Source organism: Protofrankia sp. BMG5.30, from assembly GCF_001983005.1.
Classification (GTDB): Bacteria; Actinomycetota; Actinomycetes; order Frankiales; family Frankiaceae; genus Protofrankia; species Protofrankia coriariae.
Window position 1 is genome coordinate 41,185 of sequence record NZ_MOME01000020.1, and the last position, 22,721, is coordinate 63,905.

Genomic DNA, 22,721 nt, shown 5'->3' on the forward strand with positions numbered 1-22,721 from the left:
GCCAGCTGCGGTGCGCCGTCCGACGAGCCGCCTCCTCGTCGGGGGCCCCAGCACACCTTCAGCACGCCGTGCCTGGGCTTGCCGCTGCCTCCGACGAACCCGAAGATCTTGATCAGGTCGGCGTCGGGCATGGTGGCGCAGGAGCCGTCGCCGATGCGCCCGGCCAGCTCCGTGGCCGCGGGGCCGAACCCGGAGACGAGGATGAGCGGGGGCTCGAGTCGTTCTGGGTCAGCGCACGGCGTCGCGGGCCCGGTCGATGATCGAGGCGACCGGGCCGACGGTCCACTGCGCCGCCGGTGACCCCGCGGTGGACGGGTGCGGATGGGTGGGTGCGATCTTCTCGGCGGTGCGTAGCCGGCGGCCCATGTGCTCGAGCTGGTCCTCGGTGCGGGCCGCGCGGACGCGTGGGAACTCCTCGCTCTCCTCGTGCTCGGCATGGCCGGCGACGGCCTGTTCGAACTCGGCCAGCTTCCGGTCGAACTCGCCGCTGTTGACGTCCATCTTCTCGAGCGTTTTGAGCACCCGGGTGGCCTCGTCCTCCTCCCGGTTGCGGGCCTCGGCGACGGCCCGGTCGATTTTCGCGGTCACCGGCCGCAGGACCATCTCCTCCGCCGTCTCATGGACCGCGAGCAACGCCCGCAGCTCGTCGAACGCCTGCCGCTTGTGCTCGCCCGTCGTGCTGCGCACATCGGCGAACAGGTCGCGGATGCGGGCGTGCTGGAGGAGCAGGACACCGACCACGTCATCGTCGGGCAGCTGGGCCGCACGGGCACGCTCGGCCTCGGCTTCACTCGTCGTCATGGGGACTCCTTGTCCTGGTGCCCCGTGCCGGATGCAGGGGCTTCGGTAGACAGATCTGGACGTGCCCCCGTGGCAACGCCCAAACCACCACCCGCGCGCCGGCTGCTCGCCGCTGTCCGCACTTCCCGACGGGCGGACGCCAGAAATCCGCGGCGGCGCGAGCCAGCCGCTGTCCGCCGTGATCCGTCGCGAGGGGCTGCGCCTGCTCCGGTGGCCTGCGCGGCTCGGCCGCGGGGGAGCGTAAGCGCGGCGACGACCAGCGCCGCCGCCGTCAGGCCGGCCGATACGAACAGGGTGAGCTGGCAGACGTCGGCGATCCGGTCGGCGGCCGCGGCCGCGCCGGTGACTGTCGGCAGTCCGCCTCCGGCGGCCACCACGCCGCGGCTGGCCAGGCCGGTGGCAAGCAGGACGGACGTCAGCGCGGTACCGATCACCGCGAGCACGAGTCGGCTGCGGGGGACTGCGGTCCACGGCGGTTTTCCTGGACGTCGACAACAACACACGCATGTATTTCGCTCCCCGCTCCGCGACGGCTCTCGTCGACGGTTCTTGTCGAATMTTCTTGAATCTTGTCGATTCTTCTTGAAAATCTTCTTGAAAAGCTTCTTGTGGGCAGTGTCGTGCTCGGAGCACGTCAGCGTGCCGAAGCGAGATTCTGAACCCTCACCCGGGTCTTGCCGCAAGCCCCCTATCTGCTATACATTCAGGTGGGAGGAAAAAATCTGGTCGCCTCCGGGGCCAGTCCTCCGCGAGTGCGGGAAGGTCGAAAGACAGCACCAGGACGGCATTGTCGGTCCCGCCCGATCACGTCACCGGTCCGGGTATTCGCTGTTCGACCCGGCTGGTACGACGCTGTGGATTGCGCCGTGATACCGTGCATCGCGACCTTTTGCGCGGACGTCACGGGAGCGTGACGGGGCGCCGGTGATCGCGCTGGCGGCGACATTGCCGGCGGCCAGGCCACACCGGCCTCGGGCTACCATCCCCACGATCACACCAGCCAGACCACCAAACCAGACCACCAAAATCGCCAATCGCCAACAGGATTGACATGGCAGACGGATGGCAGTGGGACAGCACCCTGTTCCAGGGAAGTGCGGCCTACTATGAGCGCGGCCGGCTGCCGTATGCTCCCCGCTTCGCCGAAACACTGGCCACAACCCTCAGCCTGGACGGTCGGGGCCGGCTCCTCGACGTGGGCTGCGGGCCGGGCACCGTKTCGCTCGCCATGGCGCGGTACTGCACCGAAGTGGTCGGCGTTGACCCCGATGAGGGCATGCTGGCCGAGGCCGAACGCCAGGCCACGCGGCGCGGGGTGGTCAACGCGCGGTGGGTGGCTGCCCGTGCCGAGGACTTGCCGGCCGGTCTGGGTGCGTTCCGGGTTGTGGTGTTCGCGCAGTCCTTCCACTGGACGGATCGCGACCGTGTCGCCGTCACCGTCCGGGACATGCTGGAGCCGGGAGGTGCCTTCGTCCACGTGAGCGACCACAAGAGCCCGCCCGCCGATCCCACGCCGCTGCCGCTGCCCTCTCCTCCCTACGCGGGGATCAGCCAGCTGGTCCGTCGATACCTGGGCCCGGTACGCCGCGCAGGACAGGGGATACTCGTCGACGGCACGCCGGATCGGGAGGACGCGGTCCTGGCAGGCGCCGGGTTCGAGAACGTCCAACGGCATGTCGTGCCTGCCGGGCAGGTGGTCCGCCGCGGCGCGGACGACATCGTGGCATGGGTGTTCTCCCGGTCCGACTCCGCCCCGCACCTGTTCGGCGACGGGCGCGACGACTTCGAACGGGACCTGCGCACGGTCCTGCGGCAAACGTCCCCCGACGGCCGCTTCGCCGAGCGTCTCCCGGCAACCGAAATCATGATCTGGCGGCGGCCGGACGGCGAGCGGAGACGGCACCGTCGCGACCGATAGTCAGACGGCCGCCCCTCTTCTATCGGGAGTCCTTCACCTTCCGGGCGAACCGCCCACCGACCGAGCGCGGGGGCCGTGCGCATCGTCCGGAGGTTCCGCCCGGTGCCTGACGCCTTGTGCCGACGCCGTCGACGAAGGGCGTGTCAGTGGTGGTGGCCGTGCCGGCCGAGAGTCTCCACGGGGGTCGCGCCGGGGCGGGTCCACTGCGGCACGGGGCGGCTGGTCGGGCCCCAGGTGGCGTTCCCGTCCGCGTCCGTGCGCCAGTACCAGCAGATCGGCGCGCCATGCCCACCGACTGGCGAGCCGGTTTGGGGGGCCTCGGGCCAGCCGGCGGGGTTGTCCTCCCACGCCTCGCGGCGGCCGTAGGGCGTCATGTCGAGCAGGCCGAGGGACCCGTTGACCGGCTCGTTGCCACGGCCCGTGGTGGAGTAGGTGAGGAACACGCGGTCGCCGTCGCGCAGAAAACAGGTGAGGGAACCCATGYTGCCGCCGACCGGCGCGTCCGCGTCGCGCACCGAGTACCAGGGCTGGGTGTAGCCCATGAACGCGACGTAGGAGGCCACCTCGTCCCACCGGCCCGTGGTCAGGATGGCGAACGAGACGCCGCGGGCGTTGAGGTAGACGGCGTCCTTCAGGTGCCAGGCCGTGGTGGTGCAGCCCTCGCACTGCCCCTGGTGCGGCGCGCCGTCGTACCACATGTGCTTGTAGACCACGAGCTCGTCGCGGCCGGAGAACAGGTCCAGGAACGGGACCGGGCCGTCAGGCCCGACGACCTCGACCGCCCCGTCGAGCTCCACCATCGGTAGCCGGCGGCGGGCCGCGGCGAGGGCGTCGCCCGCGCGGGTGTGGGCCTTCTCGCGGACCAGAAGCTCGTCACGGGCGGCCTGCCAGGTGGCCAGGTCAACGATGGGCGGGCGACCGGGCAGCGCGGTGGTCGGGTCGTCCGGCGTGGTTGTCATGGTGTCCTCCGTGGTGTCTCGTGCCGGGCAGCGTCGTCCGACGTCCTACGACGGTCACCAGAACAGACGCGCGACCCGGCCGGAACTCATCGCGGCAGGAGGCGCCCTCAGCCGAGCCTGCACGGACCACGTCGGGCTGACAAGTTCACAGACGCGCTCTCAGGGACGGTTGGTGGGGCGGTGGGACTCGAACCCACGACCGACGGATCATGAGCTGTCGTGTACTTCGTCCGCCTATGTCCGTTGACGTCCGCCAACGCAGGCCGGGTCAGTGCAGCGGGCCGACCAGCGCATATGAGCGCGATGCCGAGCTGGGACCGGTTGGTCTGCCGGACGTGGCAGTACTCGTACGGCCAGGCGTAGAGACCGGGCACTGCCCGGTGCAGAGTGCTGATATCCGCGGCTCGTCGAGATCGGCGGCGGCGTAGCGGTGCAGCAGGTCGATGCGTGTGGCGATAATGCCGTAGCCGAAGATGCGGGCAATGCGGTTCTCCTGGGTGAATACCGCGTCAATCGTCAGATCCTCCAAGGGAATTTGTCGGGGAGGACATTCTGGAGGGACAGAAAGAGGTCGGCTGACCGGGCACCGTCCTCCCTGGATGCGGCATTACCGGATGTGTCCGGCTTCCAATATGGCTTGGGTTGGTATGGCAGGACCGACAACGCCATGCGGTGGAGCGACACCGGCCCGCCGTTGCGGCTGTCGGCTGTCTTCGCCGAGCTCGCCCTGGCGGGCTGGGTCGCGGTTCGACGGTGTTTGTCGTGTCCTGATTCCRCTGGATGCAACAGATCCCTCTCGGTCCGTGCGCCGGGTGAATGTGGCGCGGTAGGCGCTGGGTGTGAGTCCGGTTCGTCTCGACAGGTGCTGGCGGAGGGAGTCGGTGGTGACGAGGCCGCTGAGCCGGGCGACCTGTTCCATGGGCAGGTCCGTGCTCTCCAGCAGTTCCCGCGCCCGGTTCACGCGTTGGTGGAGGAGCCATTGCAGCGGGCTGAGACCGGTCTCCGCGTGGAATCGACGCGTCAGGGTGCGGATGCTGGTGCGGGCATGGGCGGCGAGGGCCACGCGTGTGAGTGGTTCGTGCAGCCTTTCCAGTGCCCACTGGCGGGTGGCGGCCAGCGAGGTGCCGTTCTCGGGCGGCAGCGGCGATTCGATGAACTGCGCCTGCCCGCCGGGCCGCACCGGTGCCGCGACGACCAGTCGGGCGATGTGGTTGGCCACCGCGGCGCCGTAGTCGGTGCGCACCAGGTGCAGGCACAGGTCGATGCCGGCGGACAGCCCGGCGGAGGTCAGCACGTTGCCGTCCTCGACGTACAGCACGTCGGGGCGTAGGTCGACCCTGGGGAAGCGTCTGCGGAACTCGTCGGACTTGGCCCAGTAGGTGGTGGCGCTGCGGCCGTCGAGGAGTCCGGCCTGGGCGAGGACGAACGCTCCGGTGCAGATCGAGACGACGCGCCTGCCCGCGGCTGACGCGTGGCGCAGCGCCTCGAGGATGCGCGGGTCGATGTCCTCCCGGGCGCTGGTTCCGGTGACGATGACGGTGTCGGCGTCGTCGAGGGCCGCCAGCCCGTGGGGGACGGCGACCTCAAGGCTGCCGGTGGTGGYGACGGGTCCCGGCTGGACCGTGCAGATGCGCACTTCGTAGCCGGGGCGACCGTCCACGGTCATCTCACCGAGTACCAGTTCGGGGATTGACAGGTCGAACGTGGTGGCCGGGGGGACTGCGAGGACGGCGACCTGATGCATGGCCTGAACCTCCAGAAGTATGRCATTCAGGCCACTACCTTATGGCTCACTGCACGCGCAGGGTGGTGAGGACGCCGCCGCGGCCATCGGCCCGGTGGCCCCTACTCCACCTCCACGATCTGGGAGAGAACGCGTGTCCTTGCACGTCATCGTCGGTGCCGGAGCCACCGGATCAGCCACCGCCCGCCTGCTGGCCGACGCCGGTGAGCAGGTCCGTCTCATCACACGCCACGGTAGCGGRCCGGCGCACCCCAGGATCGAACGTGTCGCCGCTGACGCCACCAACACCACTCGGCTTGTCGAACTGGCCGCCGGAGCGGACGTGCTGTTCAACTGAGCCATGCCGCCGTACGACCAGTGGCCTGCCCTGTTCCCGCCTCTGGCCGCCGCGTTGCTGGCGGCGGTGGAACGCGCCGGTACGGACTACGTCATGCTCGGCAACACCTACGGTTACGGGCCGCTCGACGGCCCCGCCACCGAGGACCTGCCCATGGCGCCGACCAGCGAGAAGGGCCGTGTCCGGGCACAGATGTGGCACGACGCCCGCGCCGCTCACGACGCGGGCCGGGTACGCGTGACCGAGGTCCGCGCCAACGACTACCTTGGCGCCGGCGCCTACTCGCCGTTCACCCTGATGGTGGGGGCGCAGGTGCTGGCCGGTGTGCCTGCCTCGTATCCGGGCGACCTCGACGCGCCGCACAGCTGGTCCTACACCGGTGACGTGGCGCGCACGCTCATCGCCGCCGCCGGTCATGACGAATCCTGGGGGCGGGTCTGGCACGTGCCGTCCACGTCGCAGGCCGCGGTGCGCGAGCTGGCGGGCCGCCTTGCCGAGACGGCCGGTGTGCCCACCCCCCGGCTCCAGCGCATGACCCTGCGGGAACTCCAGGACATCGGGCGCACCGACCCTGTCATGGCGGAGGTTCCCGAGATGCTGTACCTGTACGACCGTCCCAACATCCTCGACGCGTCGTCGGCGGTGAAGACCCTGGGCGTAACGTCCACGCCGCTTGATGACGTCCTGGCCGAAATGGCCGCGGAGCATGCCCGATCCACGCGCTGACGGCTTGGCCATCTCTGGGCGGGACGGTCAAGGTCGTCGTCTGGTGGGTTTGGTGGACAGAAGGGGAATCGCGGCGTGAACGCGGTGGCAGAGCAGGCGGACGGGGCCGGGGACACTCCGGCGTTCGACGGGGGCCAGGCCGCCGTCCGCCTGGCCGGCCTGCACAAGATGTTCGGGGAGTACGCCGCGGTCAGACATGTTGATCTCACCGTCGCCGCCGGGTCGTTCCACGGGCTCGTCGGACCGAACGGCGCGGGCAAGACCACCGTCCTGTCGATGGCGGTCGGGCTGTTGCGACCCGAYGGGGGACAGGCGCTGGTCTTCGGCGTCGACGTGTGGAAGGACCCGCTGCGCGCGCGTCAGCTCATGGGCGTGCTGCCGGACGGGCTGGCGCTGCCCGAGCGGCTGACCGGCCGTGAGCTGCTGACCTACGTGGGCAGGTTGCGCGGGCTCGACGCCGGAACGGTGACCGCGCGTGTCGACGAACTGCTCGCTGTGATGGAGCTCGACGGGGATGTCGAGCGCACCCTGGTCGTGGACTACTCGACGGGTATGCGCAAGAAGATCGGCCTGGCCACGGCGCTGCTGCACGGGCCGAAACTGCTCGTCCTCGACGAGCCGTTCGAGGCGGTCGACCCGGTATCGGCGGCGACGCTCAAGCGCCTGCTCGTCCGGTTCGTCGCGGCAGGCGGTTCGGTCCTGCTGTCCAGCCACGTGATGGCGCTGGTCGAGCAGCTGTGCGACACGGTCGCGGTCATGGCCAAGGGCCGGGTGGTCGCCGCAGGCCCGCTCGACGACGTGCGCGGCGGCCGGTCACTCGAGGAGACGTTCGTGGACCTGGTCGGCGTCGAGATCGGCGGCGGGGAAGGCCTGTCGTGGTTGGTGTCCTGATCCGCATGAAGCTGGCGATCCTGCGCCACTCGATCACCGGCACGCGGGCCACCTGGATGCTGACCGGCGGACTCGTCGGTCTCGGCCTGGCCATCGGCACGATCGCGGTCGCCGCCCTCGACTTCGACCAGCCGACCGCGCTGATGGACCTGCTCGCGGTCATGTTCGCCATCTGGATGTTCGGCTGGATGCTCGGTCCCGCGTTCGGTGGCGAACCGGTGCTGCGGGCCGAACACTTCGCCCTCGAGCCGATCCCCCGCGGCAGGCTGGCCCTTGGCCTGCTCGCCGCGGCCTGTGTCGGCATCACGACGGCGGTCACCTTCACCGCGTTCACCGCGATGGTCGTCTTCGCGGCCCGACTAGGCACCGTGTCGGTGATCGTGTCGATTCCAGCGCTGTTCCTGCAGGTCACCCTGGTCGTGCTGCTGTCGCGTCTGACCGCGCGGCTGTTCGGCGCGCTCGCGCGTTCGCGCACGGGCGGCGCCGTCACGGCGGTCATCACCGCGGCGATGCTCGTGCTGAGCCAGTCCGGTTGGATCGCGTTCACCGCCCTGGACGCCATCCTCAGCACCGGCTTCTCGCACGGCTTCTCGATGGTCGTGCGTTCCTTCCCGTCGAGCTGGGGCCTGCTGGCCGTCGAGGCTGCCGCCCGCAGCCACTGGATGTGGACCGTCGGCCCCCTGGTCGCGCTGGCGGTACTGGTCGTCGTGCTGCTGGCCCTGTGGTCGCGCCTGCTCGGCCCGCCGCGGCTGGCCCGCGCCGTGGTGCGCGGGTCATCTCGTGCGCCCGCACGCGAACGTGGCGCGACCGGCGCGGTGTACGTCAAGGAGATGCGCACCTGGCTGCGTGACCCCCTGCGTGTGCAGAGCCTGGTCGTCGCCCCCGCCTTCGCGATCCTCAGCGGTGTGCTGCCGTTGCTGTTCGATTCGACGGTGTTCCTGCCGTTCGTCGGTGCGCTCACCGCGCTCATGGGTGCGGTGAGCAGCGCAAATCTGTACGGGCAGGACGGCACGGCACTGTGGCTGACCCTGCTGGTGCCTGCCTCGGAAGAAGCCGACGTGCGCGGCAGGCAGTGGGCCTGGCTGACCCTGTTCGGGCCGTTGTCGCTGGTCCTGACCGTGGTCGGAACCGCCATGCACGGCTGTCTGTGGCCGTGGGCGCTGGCCGCCACCACAGCGGCGCTCGGCGCGGGTGCTGGCCTGCTGCCGGTCGTCGCGACAGATCAGCTCGTGCCCGGCCCCGACCCGCACCTCAACAGGAACTCGCCTTTGGACCGCGGTGACGTCACCGGCCAGGCGTTCGTGATGATGTTCCTGGTACTGGTCCTCACCRCACCCGCCCTCGGCACGGTCCTCGCGGGCGACAGGCTCGGCGAGCCGCTGCTGGCCTGGGCGGGCGTGGCGGTCGCGGCGCTGACCGGGGTGCTCTCGTTCGCGCTGCTGGGCAGGACCGCCGCCCGCCGGCTGCGCACGCGCGGGCCTGAGCTGCTGTACCTGATGCGCGTCGGCAAAGACCAGGACGAACAGGTCGGCGAGGGTGCCACTCTGCTCAAGGTCATGCCGCGCGCCGGGCGCAGCCTGCTGTGGACCAGCTTCATCATCGGATGCATCGCGCTGTTTCCGCAGGCCCTGGTGCCCATCGGCATGAAACTCGGTGGCGGCGTCGCCAAGGTGTGGTTCCTCGCGCTGTACATGCCACCGGACCTGCAGTGGCCCACCATCGCGGTAATGCTTCTGCTCGGCCTGGCCGCGTTCGGCCTGGCGGGCTGGATCTATGTGACCGAGGCGAAGCGGCTGCGGGAGAAGGTGGCCCGCCAGGCCGAGGAACACCGGCTCCACACCGCCGAACCAGCCACCGCCGAACCGGCCACCGGTATCTGATCCGTCCGCCATGAGCACTGGTCGAAGGTGGAGTCGATGTACATGTATATAGAAGCCATGTACACTATTTTTCGTGCCAGAGTCACACGAGGTCCCGCCCACGGGTTTGGTGTGGCGGTTGTCGATGCGGTGGCGGTCGGCGATCGACCGGGCCATCGCGCCGTTGGGGCTGACCCACGCGCAATACGCCGTCGTGGCACCGCTGCTCAGCATGGAGCGGGCCGGCCGACGGCCGAGCCAGCGGCAGCTTGCCGACGTCACCGGGCTCGAGCCGCTCTACGTCTCGAAACTGGCGCGGGCGCTCGAGCGGGCCGGGCTGCTCGAGCGCACCGGCAATCCGGACGACACCCGGGCGGTGCAGCTCGCCCTCACCGACCGAGGGCGCGAGGTCGCGACCCGCGCCGTCGAACAGGTATGCGGACTGCAGGACGAACTGACCGCGCCGCTCGGCGGTCTGCGCAGCCCGGCGACCCAGGCGTTGATCGAGTCCCTGCGAACCTTGCTCGAAGCACCGGCGCTCGAAGCACCGGCGTCCCCCGACAAGCCAGCTCCACCCGACGGCGCGCCTTTTCCCGCGCCCCAGACAGGAGAACACCGATGACCCAGACCCCTACCCTCACCGGCCAGGACATCGGGCAGGCGGAGAAGGCCACCCGAGCGGTCCTGAACCGACTACTGGACGAGACCGGCACTTCGTTCCACGACTGGGTGATCCTCAACGTCCTCGGCACCAACGGTTCGACCCTCGACCAGGACAAGGTGGTGGGCCGCGTCGTCCACACTCTGAAGATCGACGGACCGGCCGTGCGTGACGCTCTCACCGCGCTCGTCGGCCAGGGGTTGGTCAGCCGCACGCCGTCCGACGCACACGGCCCGGAGATCACGCTCACGCCGGCCGGCACCGCTCGTTTCCAGCAGGTGCGAGAAGGYATCGGACGGATCACCCAGCGCCTCTACGGTGGCCTTCCGACCGAGGAACTGGCCATCGCCCGCCGCGTGCTCGCCACCGTGACCGAACGCGCCAACGCCGAACTTGCCAGATGAACGCAGCAAATGTCGGCCTTCGGATCCGGGGGCAGGGCCAGGTGATCGTCCCTGACTGTCCACAGTTCACTAATTTTGATCTTGTGATGTGGGGCGGTGCGTCCTCGTCATACGTACTCTGCGTCAGGATCTCGACCAGTCTCCGGAGCATGCTGAAGTGCTCCGCGGGGCGGCTCATCCAGTCCGTCAGTTCGCGTGCACTGTGAAGCTGATTGCTTTCTTAGAGTTAATGGCCGGACGGTTGACTCTCCATATTGGTTAACCTATTTACACGGTGCGACATCGCTTCGCACCCCTTCCTGGCACTACGGGAAGGACTGGGCGAAGGCGGTGTAGGTGGGGGTGCCGGCCTGGTGGTCGAGGACGGCGAACACGACGTGGTCGAACCATGGGTTGTGGTGCAGGTGGGTGGCGAAGGCGGTGGCGACGGTTGCCGGATTGTTGCCGAAGACGCCGCAGCCCCAGGCGCCGAGGATCAGGCGGCGGTATCCGTGGTGGGCGGCCACGGTCAGCACGCGGCCGGCGCGCCGGTGCAGGACGGTCGTGACGGCGGAGGCGCGTGCGGGCTGGGTGTGCAAGGAGCGCGGTCCGGTTGGGGGCGGCGGCGGTCCGGACAACGCCGCGTCCGTCGCCGTGGTCAAACGGGCTGGTTTCTCCTACGAGGGCCGTATCCGCGACCACGTCCACACCAACGGGGTGTGGCGCGACAGCCTGCTCTACTCCGTCCTGGAACACGAATGGCCACACGACCCCGCATCACCGGCATCGTCATCCGACGCCGTTTCCTAAATATGTAGATCCGTGGCGTGTCTGGCGCCGACGGAAACATCCACGAGCAGACTGAGGACGAACTGGTGGCTGACACAGCCTTGGATTCGCATGCCGCGAAACTGCGGAACAGCCTCGCCGACGAGCTCGTCGCCGACGGTTCGATCGTCTCGGAGGAAATCGAGTTGGCTGTCCGGACCGTGCCGCGCCACCTGTTCGCGCCGGACGTCCCCCTTGAGGATGCGTATGCGAACGACATCGTGCCGACCAAGCGCGACGAGCACGGCATCACGATCAGCTCGATCTTCGTCCCGTGATCGTCGCAGAACCCGTTCTCGCATACGTGACCAGTGGCGAGTGTGTTGACAGCGGGCAGCGTCCGGTCCAGGTGGTGGCGGACCTGTTTCGGTATTCCCAGCGGCATGTAGGCGGTGGCCGCGTTGTTTGCCGCCTGCGTCTCGCTGTAGCAGTCGGAACCGATGCTGGACGCGATCCCCGGCGGCACCCCGGCCAGCAGGCGCCAGGATGGGACCGAGGCCATCGGTTACCGGCGACGGGCTGGTCCCTGCTGACGAGCCGGCGAGCGTCGCCTCGAACCGCGGGTGGGCGTCGTCACCGGCCAGGTCGAGATCCCGGTTGAGGATCTCCTGGGTCTCGTCCCGCAGCCGGATCCGTTCACCGCGCCGCTTCCAGTTGGAGACGGAGGCGACGGTGACACCCAGGTGGGCGGCGAAAGCGCGCACGCTCATCCGTCGTGCCTCACGCAGCGCCCGGGTCTCCCGACCCGACCACCTCGCCACCGCCACCGCTCCGGTGCCTGTCTCAGCCGGCCGCCACCGCCACGATTTTCTTCTTCCGACCCGCGCTACGCTGCTGTGTCGTGCGGGAGACGCGCCTTGATACTGCTCGGATCCGGGCGGTTCGCGGGGTGATCGACCCGGTTTTTCTCGATACTCCGCTGTACCGCTGTGAGGCGGTGGAGCCCGATCTCGGGTGYGCGGTGAGCATCAAACTCGAAACGGCGAATCCGGTCCGCAGCTTCAAGGCCCGCGGCGCCGAGGTGGTCGCGAGCCTGCTCGCCGGCAATGGCTCGCGGGCCGTGGTGTGCGCCAGCGCGGGCAATCTTGGCCAGGCGCTGGCCTGGTCCGGTCGCGGCCGGGGGCTCGACGTCACCGTCGTGGCATCCCGCTTCGCGCCCGCGGTCAAGCTTGATCGTATCCGTGCGTTGGACGCCAGGGTGGAGCTGGTGGACGGCGACTTCGAGATGGCTCGTGCGCGGGCGGCGGCCGTCGCGCGGTACGACGGCATCCGGCTGGTCGAGGACAGCCTGGACATCGAGACCTGCGAGGGCGCGGCGACCATCGGCCTGGAACTGGTGGACACCGTGCCGTCGTTCGACTGGTCAGCGGGATCCGTGAGGCGGTCGACGGGCCACCTGCCGCGGATGGGGTCTTCGCGTCGTACGCGGATCCGGACTGCGTGCGTGACCGGGCCGGTTATCGTCGGGTGCCGTGGATGAGCCGCCGGTATTCGTGGGGTCCTCCGACATCGCTGTCGTCCTCGGCCTGACCCGGCAGGCCGTCGACCGTCGGCTGCGGATTGATCCCGTCGCTCCCGCGCCGGCTGCGACGGTCAATCGCACCCGGGCCTGGGGTGGTACCCGGGTGTGGTGGCGTGCGGACATCGACCGCTGGCTCGGCGGCGCCGATCCGGACCGCTGGACGTCTCTACCCGGCCAGGCCCCCTGAGCCCAGGCGACCGCGGCACTTTCGCGTCAGTACACCGACGGCAGGTTCGAACGGGCCCATTCCTGTTCAGCCTCCGAACCCTCCGGTGGTGGCACCAGTCCGTTGATGAGCCAAAGATCCCGGCTCGTCTCGTCGGCGTGGAACTCCCAGTGCACTCCCGGGATCTTGGCCATGAATGGGTTCAGGATCCGCCCGATCCATGCCGAGGTTCGCTGGCGAGCCGCTTCGTCGGGGTTGGTGCGCGCTATGTGATCGATGGAGACCCGGACAGCCGGCGTCCCGGGTTCCCCGCCAACGTAGAAGTTGGAGGCCGAGGTCTCGTTGAACACCACGACGACGTAGAACCTCGGCAGTCCGAACTGCGCGTAGTGGTCGGTGACGGACTCGGCCAGTCTCGCCTTGTCCTCGTCAGTGAAGATCCCTTCGGTATGGTCGATCCTCCAGAGTGGCATGGATGCCGGCCTTTCCTTCGTTGGGTGGTACGTGCCGGTGGCGGTCAGGGTGCGAACATCAGTTCGTGAACGTCCGCTGACAGGGAAGCCCTGGTGCGTATGCTGATCTCGTCGACGAGCGCGGCACCGAGGCCGCGCCGTCCGCCCGTCACCATGGCAGTACATCCTTCGATTGCAACCACATCACCCTCCTGGCTAACGATATCGTTAGTCAGGGTAGCGAAGGCCGGATCCAGCGGCAAGGGTCGGTAGCGTGAGGCGCATGGCGATGAGGCTCGTAGGTCCGCTTCAGGATCGCGATGCGTGGGCAGCCGACGCGTGCTCCGCGGCCAGGACCCTCGACATCCTCGCTACCAAGGCATCGTTCCTGGTCGTTCGGGAGCTCTTCTACGVCACCACGCGGTTCGACGACTTCGTACGCCGCGTCGGCACCTCTGCCCCGACCATCGCCCGAGCGCTCTCCCGCCTCGAGGACGCCGGCGTGATCGCCCRCACCCCGTATCGCACCGACGGACACCGCGCCCGCGACGAGTACCGTCTGACGGAAGCCGGCGAGGAACTGTTACCAGTGATCATGGCGCTTATCCAGTGGGGTGACGCTCACCTACAACCGGACGGACCGCCGCTCCGATTTCACGACGTCACCACCCAGCAGCAGGTGCGTGTCGCCCTCGTCGCAACACCCGACACACCCCAGCTCGAATCTCGGCAGATCCAGGTGGCAGTACACAGCCCTGCCGGACGCGCGAACTCCTAGACCCCGACTTCACACGTACCTCCCTCGAACGGCCCGAAGGAGTCGCGCTGGCCGCTGCCCCCTCGGAGGCAGATGCCGAGATCGGCGCCGTACCGACATCTGGGCCCCCGGCCTGCCCGGCTCGGGCTCCGCGCCGGGCGGCCCGTGGGGCAATGAAGCGGGCTGTCGTTCCCGCCACCGCGGGCCGCGACGTCGACCACATCGACGGGGAGCACAGGCGGCGGGAGCCGATGATCGGCTGTCCCTCCCGCGCGCTCATAGCCGTGCGCCGGGGTCAGCCGATCATCGCCGCGCGGCGGTCGTGACCGGCCTGGCCGTCCCGGCGCCCGCGTCCCCGCGCTCGCCGGCTGGCACCCAGCGCGCGATCCCTGGCTCCCGCGCCGTGCTTGAGGCCGAGATGCCGAGCGGGTTTCGGTACTCGCATTGTTGCGTGGTGTCCGACCTCGCCTCTGGACTAGCCGAGTTGGTCGGTGCCACTATGGATGTCAGACACATCGTGCTGACAGCCGGGTTCTGGATGAGACTTGGCCGTCCGGGGGAGGCTGTGGTGGTGTTTGCTGACGAGTACGCGGAGGTCCTCTCCGTCTCCGGTATTCCGGTGGTTGCCGCCGCTATTCCTGACGAGGAGTCGGTCCAGCGTTCGCTGGACAGCGCCACGGACTGGTTCTTCTCCCTTGCCACCGCGGTGCGCGAGGGATTTGACGAGACCAGCGGCGAAAATCGTGCCTGTTTTTATCCTCGCATTGCCGGAGATCAACGCGGTGTCGAATATATCCAGCTTACTTAAAACGTTCAACAACAGTTCGGGGCTGACTCTCTCGCGGATGCTGGATATATGCCGGGAAGGACTCGATCAGGTGGGCTCAGGTGAAATCGCATGAGAAGTGAATGGTCCCATGTCCCGGGATGCTTTCACGTTCTTCTTCACCAACGAGGTTGGCGCGACCGTGGACGCCGCGATTGACGACCCGAATCAGCTCGAGGCGGACGGCGTGCGGACCGTGGTCGACTGGTGGAAGGGTCTGGGCCCGGCGAGTAGAGCCCTCGTCACGGTCGTGGCCGGGCTCGGTGGCAGCATCTCCTCCGCGGTACTCGGCAGGATTCTCACCCCGGCTGTCGGGGAGTYCATCGCTGTCTGTCTGTCTGATCGGGCTGTTGGGTGGGGCGTCGTGGGTGCTGTCGATAAAGTCCTTCGCGTACTGCGTTGACCGGATATAGGAGCGGGCGATGGCCGCCGTGCAGAGAAAAGTGCCCTTCCAGGACGGGATGGCGTTGGGGGTTGGCATCAACGACCTGAACGGGGCCATTGGAGCGGTCCAAGCCGTGACCTTCGCAGACGTAGAGTCTCCGACGGGGGATCTCGGGGCGGAGATCGAATACGAAACCCGGCTGATCAACTCCAGTGAGCAGCTGATGTCGTCGCTCGGCGTCACCGTGAGCGCGGAGGGGCGGTACGGGCTCTTCCAGTCGGAGRGTAAGTTCGACTTCGCTGAGAGATCTCGCTTCAACTCGCAGTCAACCTTCCTGGTGGCGCGTACCTACATGACCACCGGTTTCCAGCGCATCGTTAACCCGCAGCCGACTGACGACGCGAAGGCGCTCGTTGCCGACGGGCGCACCGACCGGTTCCGGGAGAGATACGGCGATCTCTTCATCAACGGAATCCGCAGCGGCGGCGAGTATCTCGCTGTCATCTCCATCACCTCGCAACGGACTGAAGACCAGTCGAAGCTTGCCGTCTCGCTTAAGGCGTCCTTCGACGGGATCGCCGCGGGCGGCTCGGTCGACGCCAGCCTCAAGAAAGAGATTGAGGAGATCCGGTCGCGCTCTGAGGTGCGCGTATCGACCTATCAACGCGGAGGTACCGGCGATCAGGTCAGCTACACTGCGACACTTGACCAGGTGAACCAGCGGCTGGCGACATTTCYCATCGCTGTCGAGCAGGCGCCCAAGGCGATCTACGTCCTGGCCACTCCTTACTCGTCATTGATCTTTCCGAGTGAGCCGTCGTGGTTTGATCTCAGACGACAGCAGGAGGTCCTTCAGGACGGGCTCCGCAAGCGGTTGCAGCTCCTCACGTTACGCAACGACATCGAGCTGGTGCTACTGCACCCTGAGTATTTTCAGGACCCGCCGACCAGCGCCATCCTGTCCGGATGGAGCGCTGAGGTGACCCGTCTCATCAACGCGCTTGACGACCATGTCTCGCGGGTGGTGGACAGCGTCGAGGCAGCCGAGTTCTTCGCGCTTGCTCTGCCGGACGGCCTCCGGCTTCCGCAGCGTCAGAGGAACTCGGGTGTGGGAGCGGTTGAGGCGTTCCTACATGCCGACTACCTCGACGAATGGCAGGGTATCCCCGGCCGGTCACAGAAGTTTCCGCCAGGCTGGTACGACGACGCGCGCGGCCAGATGGGTGGCGTGGGGAACGACTCGATCAGTGCCTTCAAGGTGCCGGAAGGGCTCGTCGTGCGCTGTTACGAGCATGCCTGGTTCCAGGGCCGATTTATCGACTTCGCTCAGGACACGCCCACGGTCCCGATGGAGTGGAATGACACCATCTCGTCTCTGGTTGTGTACGAGGCGGGTGGGGCGGCGCCGTTCATCGACTACGTGGTGGCACTCGACTTCGCGTGGGGACGCCCGCTGTTTCTCAAGCCGGGCCGTTACGACGACCTGAGCAAGACGGYGCTCGGCACGGCCACTATCAGTGTCGTGCTGGTGCCCCGCGGTCTCGTCGTCCGTCTCTTCGACCAGGTTGGCCTGCAGGGCGAGCGCCTGGAGCTGGTGGCCGACACACTCGATCTCGGGTTGTGGAACAACCGAGCGGCATCCCTGGAAGTCCTCCTCGAGTCAACGGCTCCCGTGGGCTGAACCCAGACCCCGGCCTCAGTCGAGCGCGCGACAACGTCCTGCGGGGTGCCAGAGGTCGGCCTGGACCTGTGACCTGGGCGGATGTGACAGCGTGGCTGGTGGACCACCCGGCAGATCCGGCGCCTTCTGATGGGCCTCGGTGATCGGCTGGCCGATTTCCGGGTCCTGCTCCGTGACCGGGCCGGACAGTTCACCGCGTCCTTCGACGCGGTCCTCGCCGATGCCGGCATCGAAGCAGTCACGATGCCACCCCGGACTCCCCGGGCGAACGCCTACGCGGAACGCTCCGTCCGCACGGTCCGGACCGAGGCCACCGACCGGATGCTGATCTTCGGTGCACGGCACCTGCGTACTGTTCCGGCCGGGTACGCGCGGCACTACAACGGACAACGCCCCCACCGYGGCCTCCACCTCCGACCGCCCCGGCCCGAGCACCCGATCAGCGACGTCACGATGAAACACGTCAAACGCCGACCCGTCCTCGGCGGCATGATCAACGAATACGAACGAGTCGCCTAAAAGACCAGGTCAACGGCCACCCGGCGGCGCGGCGGCAACGCCGTCTCCTCCGCGGCGCGGCGAGCTTCCTCGCCGAGACCGTCGGCGCGGCCCGCGACGCTGGCGCCACCGGGATCATCGTCGCCCGCGGCGACGCAGGCTTCTACACCGCCGACGTCGTCGCCACCGCCCGCCGCCAGGGCGTCTTCTTCTCGATCACCACCCCGCAGAACACCGCGATCCACGCCGCCTGCGCGAACATCGACGAGACGGCGTGGACGCCGATCCGCTACCCCCGGGCGATCTGGGACGAGGACCTGAACGCATGGATCTCGGATGCCGAGATCGCCGAGACCACCTACACCGCTTTCGCCCACACGAAGTCCCCGGTCACCGCCCGCCTCATCGTCCGCCGCATCAAGGCCCTCAACCGCAAGGCCAGCCCCGGCCAGGGCGCACTGTTCCCGACCTGGCGCTACCACGCCGTGTTCACCGACAGCCCGTTCACCCCGCCCCAGGCCGAGGACCAGCACCGCGACCACGCGATCATCGAACAGGTCAACGCCGACCTGATCAACGGCCCCCTCGCCCAAATGTCGCTACAGATCGGCCGGAATGGTCGCGAAAGCCGATCGGTGCATCCAGGCTGAGAGCACGTTTTGCTCGGGGGTGCCTGTGGTGGTCAGAAAGGCAGGTGTGCCACCCACAGGTCCTCTACCGGCCATCGCCGTGCCCAGTCCGCCGTCGCGAGCTCATAGTAAGGGTGGTCCCTTGCTTTGGGCGGTGCGTGGAGCTCATGAAGAGCGTCGACGGTGAAGCCGGAGGAACGCAAGATACGGATCCACTCGCCATGGCCGGGGTGGAACTCGACCCCGCCGCCTGCCAGCTGCATCCGGTACATCGTGGGTTGAGGCCGTAGCAGCCGCTCCTGGGCGAGTCCCTCGCCGTCGGGTACGCAGAGAGCGACCAAGACGCTGTTGGTGAGGAAGACGAGCCTGCCGCCCGGCCGTAGGAGCCGTGCGGCCTCAGGCACCCAGCGTGCGGGGTCGCACCACAGGCTGGCCCCGTACTCGGAGATGGCGAGGTCGAAACCGCCGCCGGCCAACGGTACGTCGGCGGCGTCGGCCTCGATGAGCGGGAACGAGATGCCGAAACGCTCTTGGCAGCGGCGCGCGGTGTCGAGTTGGGACGGGGTCACGTCCAGGCCGACCGGCCGGGCGCCCCGGCGGGCCAGCCAGGCCGAGAAGTAGGCGGTGCCGCAGCCGAGCTCCACCACGTCTAAGCCATCGACGTCCCCGAGCACGCCCAGGTCGACCTCCGGCACGTCCCAGGCGATCTCCTCGGCGGCCCACGCACGCTCAGCGCTCTGGTCGGTGTACTTGACGTTCGTGCGGGTCCACACCTCCCGGTTAGCCGCAGCGTCGCCGGATGCTGTGGGTCGAGTGTCAGCCACTGGTTAACCACCACCGTTTCGTCCGAGGCAGGCAGCCACCCCGGAACCTGTCAACATCATCGAGGTGGAATCTTGTGAAAATTACTGACTGGTCTGTTCTGTGTCATCGGCTGGTTGCTCGGGCGCTGTCGGCGGTGGGTTGATCCAGGCAGGCTGGGGGAGCGCGGGCGGGCTCGGTGGCCGGCGGACGAACGGCCGGTGTTCACCGCGATCGTGTACGTGTTGACGTCGGGCTGTGCGTGGCGGCATCTGCCCGCGGAGTTCGGGGAGTCGACCCGGACCGCGCATCGCCGGTTCCAGGCGTGGACGCGGGCGGGGATCTGGCCGAAGCTGCACCGGCTGGCGCTCGACGCGCACGGCGCTGCCGGGGAGGTGGACTGGTCCTCGGCGATCGTGGACGCGRCGAGTCTGCGGGCGAAAAGGTAACGGGGGCTCGCTGACCGGGCCGAACCCGGTCGACCGCGGCAAGAAAGGCTCGAAGATCCATATTCTGCCGGACGGGAACGGGCTCCCGCTCGTCGTTGCCGTGTCCGCCGCGAACCTCAACGACCATCAGGCTCTCATACCGCTCGTGGACGACCTCCGCGGTGGCATACTGGCGGAACGCTTGCCGCTGCTGGTTGCCATCGACGTCACCTCCGCCGTCGACGTGCCGGCCGAGTCGGGTAGTGCCGCTCGGCGACCCGACCCGCCTTCCTCTGGTTGATCCTGCTGGTGCGACTGCCGCGGGAGCCCCCGACGGCACCCTGACTCGCCGGCAGCCTCACGTTCGCCGATAGGCCAAGGCTGCGCGGTACTCGGCGGCGCGCGCCTCCCGACGACGCCGCGCGTCGGCGGCGTTCATGCGGTCCACCCGCCGCTGCGTGTCCCGGGTTCCGCAGTTCGTGGACACACGGTGAAGAGCACCGACAGTGGCTCACTGAGGAGGGGCTGCGGGCTTGCAAGAAGCGGGTGACCTGCGCGGCGCGCGTCTTTGGCTGCGGCCCAGCGCGGTCAGCTCGTACTCGACGTGGGCAGTGGTCCTGGCATCCAGGACGGTGCGGGTGATCAGGCCGTCCCGTTCGAGGGAACGCAGCGACTGGGTGAGCACCTTGGGCGTGACTCGGCTCAGCGGCACGCGCAGTTCGGAGAAGCGGCGCGGCCCGTCTTCAAGGCAGCGAAGGATGAGCGCCGCCCACTTGTCGCCGAAGCGGATCGGGTTGAGCAAGGATGGGCACAGCTCGTCGAACATGTCGGCGCGCAGGGGCTCCTTCACAGCCTCATGATAGCCAGGCAGCCGGTATCCCCGCGGTAACCGCCATTCCCGATAGCGTCCGCGCACCGGCCGGCGCAGGGCACCGGCTCCAGTAAGAGGGGTTGCTGTGAACATTGTGGTGTTCGGCGCGGGCGGGCGTGCGGGGCGGCAGGTTCTCGCCGAGGCACATCGCCGCGGCCACCAGGTCACCGCCGTGGTGCGCGACCCCGCTCGTCATGGCGACCTGCCGTCCGACGGTCGGGTGTTCGCGGGTGATGTCACGGACGCGGTGAGCGTCGAGCGTGCCGCGGTCGGGCAGGATGCAGCGATCAGCGCCGAGGTCGACCTGTCCGTACCGGTCCACGACTTCTTCACCGCGTCGTCCCGCGCTCTGGTCACTGGGCTCGCCAACGCGGGCGTGCGCCGCCTGGTCGTCGTCGGCCTGTCCTCGATCCTGCCCGGGGCATCCGGCGCGCCGTTGATGGACGAGCCCGGCTACCCGAACGAGTACCGTTCCTTCTCCCTCGGTCATGCGGCGGGCCTCGACGTGCTGCGCACCTGCGAGCTCGACTGGGTGTACGTCGCTCCCGCCGGGGATTTCGACCATGACGGTGCGCGCACCGGCCGGTATCGGATCGCCGAGCATGGCGATCCGGCCAGCCGGATCGGGTACGCGGACTTCGCGATCGCGCTGCTCGACGAGATCGAGGAACCGCGCCACCACCGCGCCACCGTCAGCGTCCAGTAGGCACCGATCAGCGAGACGGGTCGCGACCTCGCCGGGAATGGACAACACGCCGGCCGCCATCTTCTCGATCTGTCCCATGGGACAGATCGAGAACGCTATCTGTGAGAATCGGTCATTTTTGATGATAACCTACATAAAGTTCATTTGATGGTCGGGTAGCTTCGAAATAATCCCCCTTTCCGCCTGTATGGGGAGATTCTTACTGCTTTCCCGCGTCCTGGTTGCTCGCGCCCGCCACGGAGGCTGGCTGGCATGTCGCCCGGCGCGCCAACTGCACGCCGGGTATTCTCTCCGGCGGTTCGAGCGACGATTCGGAAATCCAGCGGCGATGCGTCGGCGGTGCGTCGCCGGCGCGTCGCCGAACTTGAGTTGACGGAACCCAGGCCTGTCGTTGCGAAAGAAGTGGCCTCCCGTTCGGGACAATGAAAGCGCGACCAATCAGAACCCGAACGATAAGGCCGCCATGTGCCATTGCTGATTTCGTCGACGAGTACCTCGGCGTCCCCGGCATCGAGTCCGTCGAGGATGGTGGTGGCGGCGGCTTGTGGAGTGGTTTTCGGAAGGTTGAACTGTGTGACCATGTCGGTGTCGATGAATCCTGCGTGGACGCCGAGGACCTGGATGTGCTGCGGAGCCAGTTCTGTCCGGAGCGAGTTGGTCAGCGGCCAGAGCGTTGCTTGCGACGCACCGTAGACACCGCTGCCGGCGAGCCAGGCCAGAAGGGAGCTGATGTTCACGATGGCTCCGTCTCCGGTTCGGGCCAGTACCGGGGCGAACGCCTGACACGTGCGGAGGGGTTCCAGGACGTTGATGTCGAACGTCGCTGCCGAGCGTTCGATGTCGGCCGTGAGCAGCGGGGCGGGATAGAGGACACCCGCGTTGTTGATGATGATTTTGGCATCGGGTGCGTCGGTCACGAGACGTCTCACCGGCTCAGCCGACCGCACCTGCAAGGCGCGGGTTTCGATGTGCGGCCGAGGATCCTCGGACGGTTCTTGCCCTGTCGCGTACACCTTCCGTGCTCCCCGGGTCAGAAGTTCGTCGACGAGCGCGGCACCGAGGCCACGCCGTCCACCGGCAGGTGCCCGAAAAAGCCCTTGCACCGCCAGCAGAATCGAGCACACGGCCTGGCCGGTAATGGCGATCAGGTAGAACTTCCTCCGGTTGCTGCGATCGATGATCGATCCTGCGAAGAGTCCGAACGTGATGATCGGAACCGCCTGCGCCAGGCCGACGGCGCCGGTCCAGACGGTGCTCTTCGTCATCTGCCAGACCTGGAACATCACCGCGACGAGCACCATCTGGCTACCGAATCCGGAGAACGCCCGGCCGATCCACAGCCGCCGGAACTGTGGTGACGATCGCAGGGGGGCCAGATCGATCAGTGTGCGCCTCACCCCCATGCGACGTCTTCAGCGAGCTTCTCGGCGATCCGGTCGTGGAAGCTTTTACGCCGCAGTAGTTCCTCGATGTCTGTGACGACCCGGCTGAGCGGGTACGGGATCTCCGCCTCGATCTCGGCGATGGCGGCCTCAGTGGCCCGCCATTCGGCCGCAAGCCGGTCCACGACGCGGCTGGCCTTGGCCGTGAGCGTCACCTTCTTGCTGCGGGCATCGGCACCCGCAGTGGTCCGGACCAAGCCGGCGGCGCGCATCGCGGCCACCTTCTGGCTTATCGCCGAGTGGGTGCGCTGCACCGATTCGGCCAGCTCGGTGATTGTCATCGGGCCGTGCGCGTGCAGCCGGATCAGCTCCATCACGAAGCTCGGCTTGAGCCCTTCGACGGGCATCTCGGCGTAGATCCGGGCGATGTCAGCGTCCATCGCCGCCTGCAGCAGCCGCAATGGCCGCCAGCGGCTGCGCTCGGTCGGGTCAGGGGTGTTGTCTACCGTC

At 68.1% G+C, this 22,721-nt stretch carries 25 protein-coding genes and 5 pseudogenes; 18 read left to right on the forward strand and 12 right to left on the reverse strand.

The features are described from left to right. Positions 1-228: 228 nt before the first annotated feature. Together BL254_RS13085 and BL254_RS27040 are read right to left on the reverse strand one after the other, a co-directional pair. Positions 229-801 carry a hemerythrin domain-containing protein gene (locus BL254_RS13085; protein WP_047223990.1) on the reverse strand — a complete coding sequence of 191 codons (573 nt, stop codon included), beginning with the start codon at positions 799-801 and terminating at the stop codon, positions 229-231. Next, complete coding sequence (locus BL254_RS27040; RefSeq protein ID WP_047223989.1) at positions 798-1,244, reverse strand: hypothetical protein; 447 nt, start codon at positions 1,242-1,244, stop codon at positions 798-800. Before BL254_RS27040 ends, BL254_RS13085 begins: the two co-directional genes overlap by 4 nt. 608 nt (positions 1,245-1,852) lie before the next feature. Here BL254_RS27040 and BL254_RS13095 point away from each other — a divergent pair. Continuing rightward, positions 1,853-2,719: a class I SAM-dependent methyltransferase gene (locus BL254_RS13095; protein ID WP_047223988.1), complete on the forward strand. Its 867-nt coding sequence runs from the start codon at positions 1,853-1,855 to the stop codon at positions 2,717-2,719. A 143-nt stretch (positions 2,720-2,862) separates the two neighbouring features. Here BL254_RS13095 and BL254_RS13100 read toward each other — a convergent pair whose 3' ends face one another. The 3 genes from BL254_RS13100 to BL254_RS13110 form a co-directional block, all read right to left on the reverse strand. After that, entirely contained in the window at positions 2,863-3,678 is an 816-nt protein-coding gene (locus tag BL254_RS13100; RefSeq protein ID WP_076843442.1) for a DUF899 domain-containing protein, read from the reverse strand. Between the two features lie 268 nt (positions 3,679-3,946). After that, the gene (locus tag BL254_RS13105; RefSeq protein ID WP_047223986.1) at positions 3,947-4,207 is read right to left on the reverse strand and encodes a hypothetical protein; all 261 of its coding nucleotides are present in this window, start codon (positions 4,205-4,207) and stop codon (positions 3,947-3,949) included. 78 nt (positions 4,208-4,285) lie between these two features. Further along, positions 4,286-5,422 carry a GlxA family transcriptional regulator gene (locus BL254_RS13110; RefSeq protein WP_083731047.1) on the reverse strand — a complete coding sequence of 379 codons (1,137 nt, stop codon included), beginning with the start codon at positions 5,420-5,422 and terminating at the stop codon, positions 4,286-4,288. 133 nt (positions 5,423-5,555) lie between these two features. On the opposite strand from BL254_RS13110, the pseudogene BL254_RS13115 reads away from it, so the two are divergent. From BL254_RS13115 to BL254_RS13135, 5 genes and pseudogenes are all read left to right on the forward strand, one after another. After that, a pseudogene (locus BL254_RS13115) lies at positions 5,556-6,485 on the forward strand (NAD-dependent epimerase/dehydratase family protein). A 168-nt stretch (positions 6,486-6,653) separates the two neighbouring features. Continuing rightward, on the forward strand, positions 6,654-7,376 hold the full coding sequence (locus BL254_RS13120; protein ID WP_047224036.1) for an ABC transporter ATP-binding protein: 723 nt from the start codon (positions 6,654-6,656) through the stop codon (positions 7,374-7,376). A gap of 5 nt (positions 7,377-7,381) precedes the next feature. Beyond that, entirely contained in the window at positions 7,382-9,256 is a 1,875-nt protein-coding gene (locus tag BL254_RS13125; RefSeq protein WP_139342290.1) for a hypothetical protein, read from the forward strand. Between the two features lie 124 nt (positions 9,257-9,380). After that, on the forward strand, positions 9,381-9,857 hold the full coding sequence (locus BL254_RS13130; RefSeq protein ID WP_047223984.1) for a MarR family winged helix-turn-helix transcriptional regulator: 477 nt from the start codon (positions 9,381-9,383) through the stop codon (positions 9,855-9,857). Continuing rightward, positions 9,854-10,300: a MarR family winged helix-turn-helix transcriptional regulator gene (locus tag BL254_RS13135; protein ID WP_047223983.1), complete on the forward strand. Its 447-nt coding sequence runs from the start codon at positions 9,854-9,856 to the stop codon at positions 10,298-10,300. Before BL254_RS13130 ends, BL254_RS13135 begins: the two co-directional genes overlap by 4 nt. Positions 10,301-10,605: 305 nt before the next feature. On the opposite strand, the gene BL254_RS13140 is transcribed toward BL254_RS13135, so the two are convergent. Continuing rightward, positions 10,606-10,878 carry a TIGR02452 family protein gene (locus BL254_RS13140; protein WP_052914763.1) on the reverse strand — a complete coding sequence of 91 codons (273 nt, stop codon included), beginning with the start codon at positions 10,876-10,878 and terminating at the stop codon, positions 10,606-10,608. Between the two features lie 28 nt (positions 10,879-10,906). Between BL254_RS13140 and BL254_RS13145 the strand changes: the two are divergent. From BL254_RS13145 to BL254_RS13160, 4 genes and pseudogenes are all read left to right on the forward strand, one after another. Next, positions 10,907-11,089, forward strand: a pseudogene (locus BL254_RS13145) (GNAT family N-acetyltransferase); the annotation flags it as partial. 17 nt (positions 11,090-11,106) lie between these two features. Continuing rightward, positions 11,107-11,385: a hypothetical protein gene (locus tag BL254_RS27045; RefSeq protein ID WP_047223981.1), complete on the forward strand. Its 279-nt coding sequence runs from the start codon at positions 11,107-11,109 to the stop codon at positions 11,383-11,385. A 563-nt stretch (positions 11,386-11,948) separates the two neighbouring features. After that, positions 11,949-12,506 (forward strand): annotated as a pseudogene (locus BL254_RS13155) (pyridoxal-phosphate dependent enzyme); the annotation flags it as partial. Between the two features lie 94 nt (positions 12,507-12,600). Then, complete coding sequence (locus BL254_RS13160; RefSeq protein ID WP_235433650.1) at positions 12,601-12,816, forward strand: hypothetical protein; 216 nt, start codon at positions 12,601-12,603, stop codon at positions 12,814-12,816. Between the two features lie 26 nt (positions 12,817-12,842). On the opposite strand, the gene BL254_RS13165 is transcribed toward BL254_RS13160, so the two are convergent. After that, positions 12,843-13,268, reverse strand: coding sequence for a tautomerase family protein (locus BL254_RS13165; protein WP_047223979.1), 426 nt, complete (start codon positions 13,266-13,268; stop codon positions 12,843-12,845). 268 nt (positions 13,269-13,536) lie between these two features. On the opposite strand from BL254_RS13165, the gene BL254_RS13170 reads away from it, so the two are divergent. The 5 genes from BL254_RS13170 to BL254_RS13190 all read left to right on the forward strand — a co-directional run bounded on the left by BL254_RS13170 (position 13,537) and on the right by BL254_RS13190 (position 17,415). Then, complete coding sequence (locus BL254_RS13170) at positions 13,537-14,025, forward strand: helix-turn-helix domain-containing protein (RefSeq protein WP_217699281.1); 489 nt, start codon at positions 13,537-13,539, stop codon at positions 14,023-14,025. A gap of 478 nt (positions 14,026-14,503) precedes the next feature. Beyond that, the gene (locus BL254_RS26030) at positions 14,504-14,812 is read left to right on the forward strand and encodes a hypothetical protein (protein ID WP_139342292.1); all 309 of its coding nucleotides are present in this window, start codon (positions 14,504-14,506) and stop codon (positions 14,810-14,812) included. A 109-nt stretch (positions 14,813-14,921) separates the two neighbouring features. Continuing rightward, positions 14,922-15,233, forward strand: coding sequence for a hypothetical protein (locus BL254_RS13180; protein ID WP_076843445.1), 312 nt, complete (start codon positions 14,922-14,924; stop codon positions 15,231-15,233). 19 nt (positions 15,234-15,252) lie between these two features. Then, positions 15,253-16,896, forward strand: coding sequence for a hypothetical protein (locus BL254_RS13185; RefSeq protein WP_139342293.1), 1,644 nt, complete (start codon positions 15,253-15,255; stop codon positions 16,894-16,896). A 129-nt stretch (positions 16,897-17,025) separates the two neighbouring features. Then, positions 17,026-17,415, forward strand: a complete 390-nt coding sequence (locus BL254_RS13190; RefSeq protein ID WP_076843447.1) for an integrase core domain-containing protein — start codon at positions 17,026-17,028, stop codon at positions 17,413-17,415. On the opposite strand, the gene BL254_RS26035 is transcribed toward BL254_RS13190, so the two are convergent. Then, positions 17,412-17,639, reverse strand: coding sequence for a hypothetical protein (locus tag BL254_RS26035; protein WP_139342294.1), 228 nt, complete (start codon positions 17,637-17,639; stop codon positions 17,412-17,414). The genes BL254_RS13190 and BL254_RS26035 overlap by 4 nt on opposite strands. A 240-nt stretch (positions 17,640-17,879) precedes the next feature. Here BL254_RS26035 and BL254_RS27050 point away from each other — a divergent pair, with 240 nt between their 5' ends. Further along, positions 17,880-18,044, forward strand: coding sequence for a hypothetical protein (locus BL254_RS27050; protein WP_157180538.1), 165 nt, complete (start codon positions 17,880-17,882; stop codon positions 18,042-18,044). Positions 18,045-18,076: 32 nt separating this feature from the next. Here the strand turns inward: BL254_RS27050 and BL254_RS13195 are convergent, their stop codons facing one another. Next, positions 18,077-18,847: a class I SAM-dependent methyltransferase gene (locus BL254_RS13195; RefSeq protein ID WP_052914761.1), complete on the reverse strand. Its 771-nt coding sequence runs from the start codon at positions 18,845-18,847 to the stop codon at positions 18,077-18,079. A 153-nt stretch (positions 18,848-19,000) separates the two neighbouring features. On the opposite strand from BL254_RS13195, the pseudogene BL254_RS26040 reads away from it, so the two are divergent. Further along, positions 19,001-19,421: pseudogene (locus tag BL254_RS26040) on the forward strand (IS5 family transposase); the annotation flags it as partial. A 402-nt stretch (positions 19,422-19,823) separates the two neighbouring features. Here the strand turns inward: BL254_RS26040 and BL254_RS29430 are convergent. Then, a pseudogene (locus BL254_RS29430) lies at positions 19,824-20,102 on the reverse strand (winged helix-turn-helix transcriptional regulator); the annotation flags it as partial. A gap of 106 nt (positions 20,103-20,208) precedes the next feature. On the opposite strand from BL254_RS29430, the gene BL254_RS13215 reads away from it, so the two are divergent. Further along, entirely contained in the window at positions 20,209-20,829 is a 621-nt protein-coding gene (locus tag BL254_RS13215; protein ID WP_047223971.1) for an NAD(P)-dependent oxidoreductase, read from the forward strand. Between the two features lie 140 nt (positions 20,830-20,969). On the opposite strand, the gene BL254_RS13220 is transcribed toward BL254_RS13215, so the two are convergent. Both BL254_RS13220 and BL254_RS13225 read right to left on the reverse strand, forming a co-directional pair. Next, on the reverse strand, positions 20,970-22,226 hold the full coding sequence (locus BL254_RS13220) for an SDR family NAD(P)-dependent oxidoreductase (RefSeq protein WP_162233234.1): 1,257 nt from the start codon (positions 22,224-22,226) through the stop codon (positions 20,970-20,972). Then, positions 22,223-22,651: a MarR family transcriptional regulator gene (locus BL254_RS13225; protein ID WP_083731062.1), complete on the reverse strand. Its 429-nt coding sequence runs from the start codon at positions 22,649-22,651 to the stop codon at positions 22,223-22,225. Before BL254_RS13225 ends, BL254_RS13220 begins: the two co-directional genes overlap by 4 nt. Positions 22,652-22,721 lie beyond the last annotated feature (70 nt).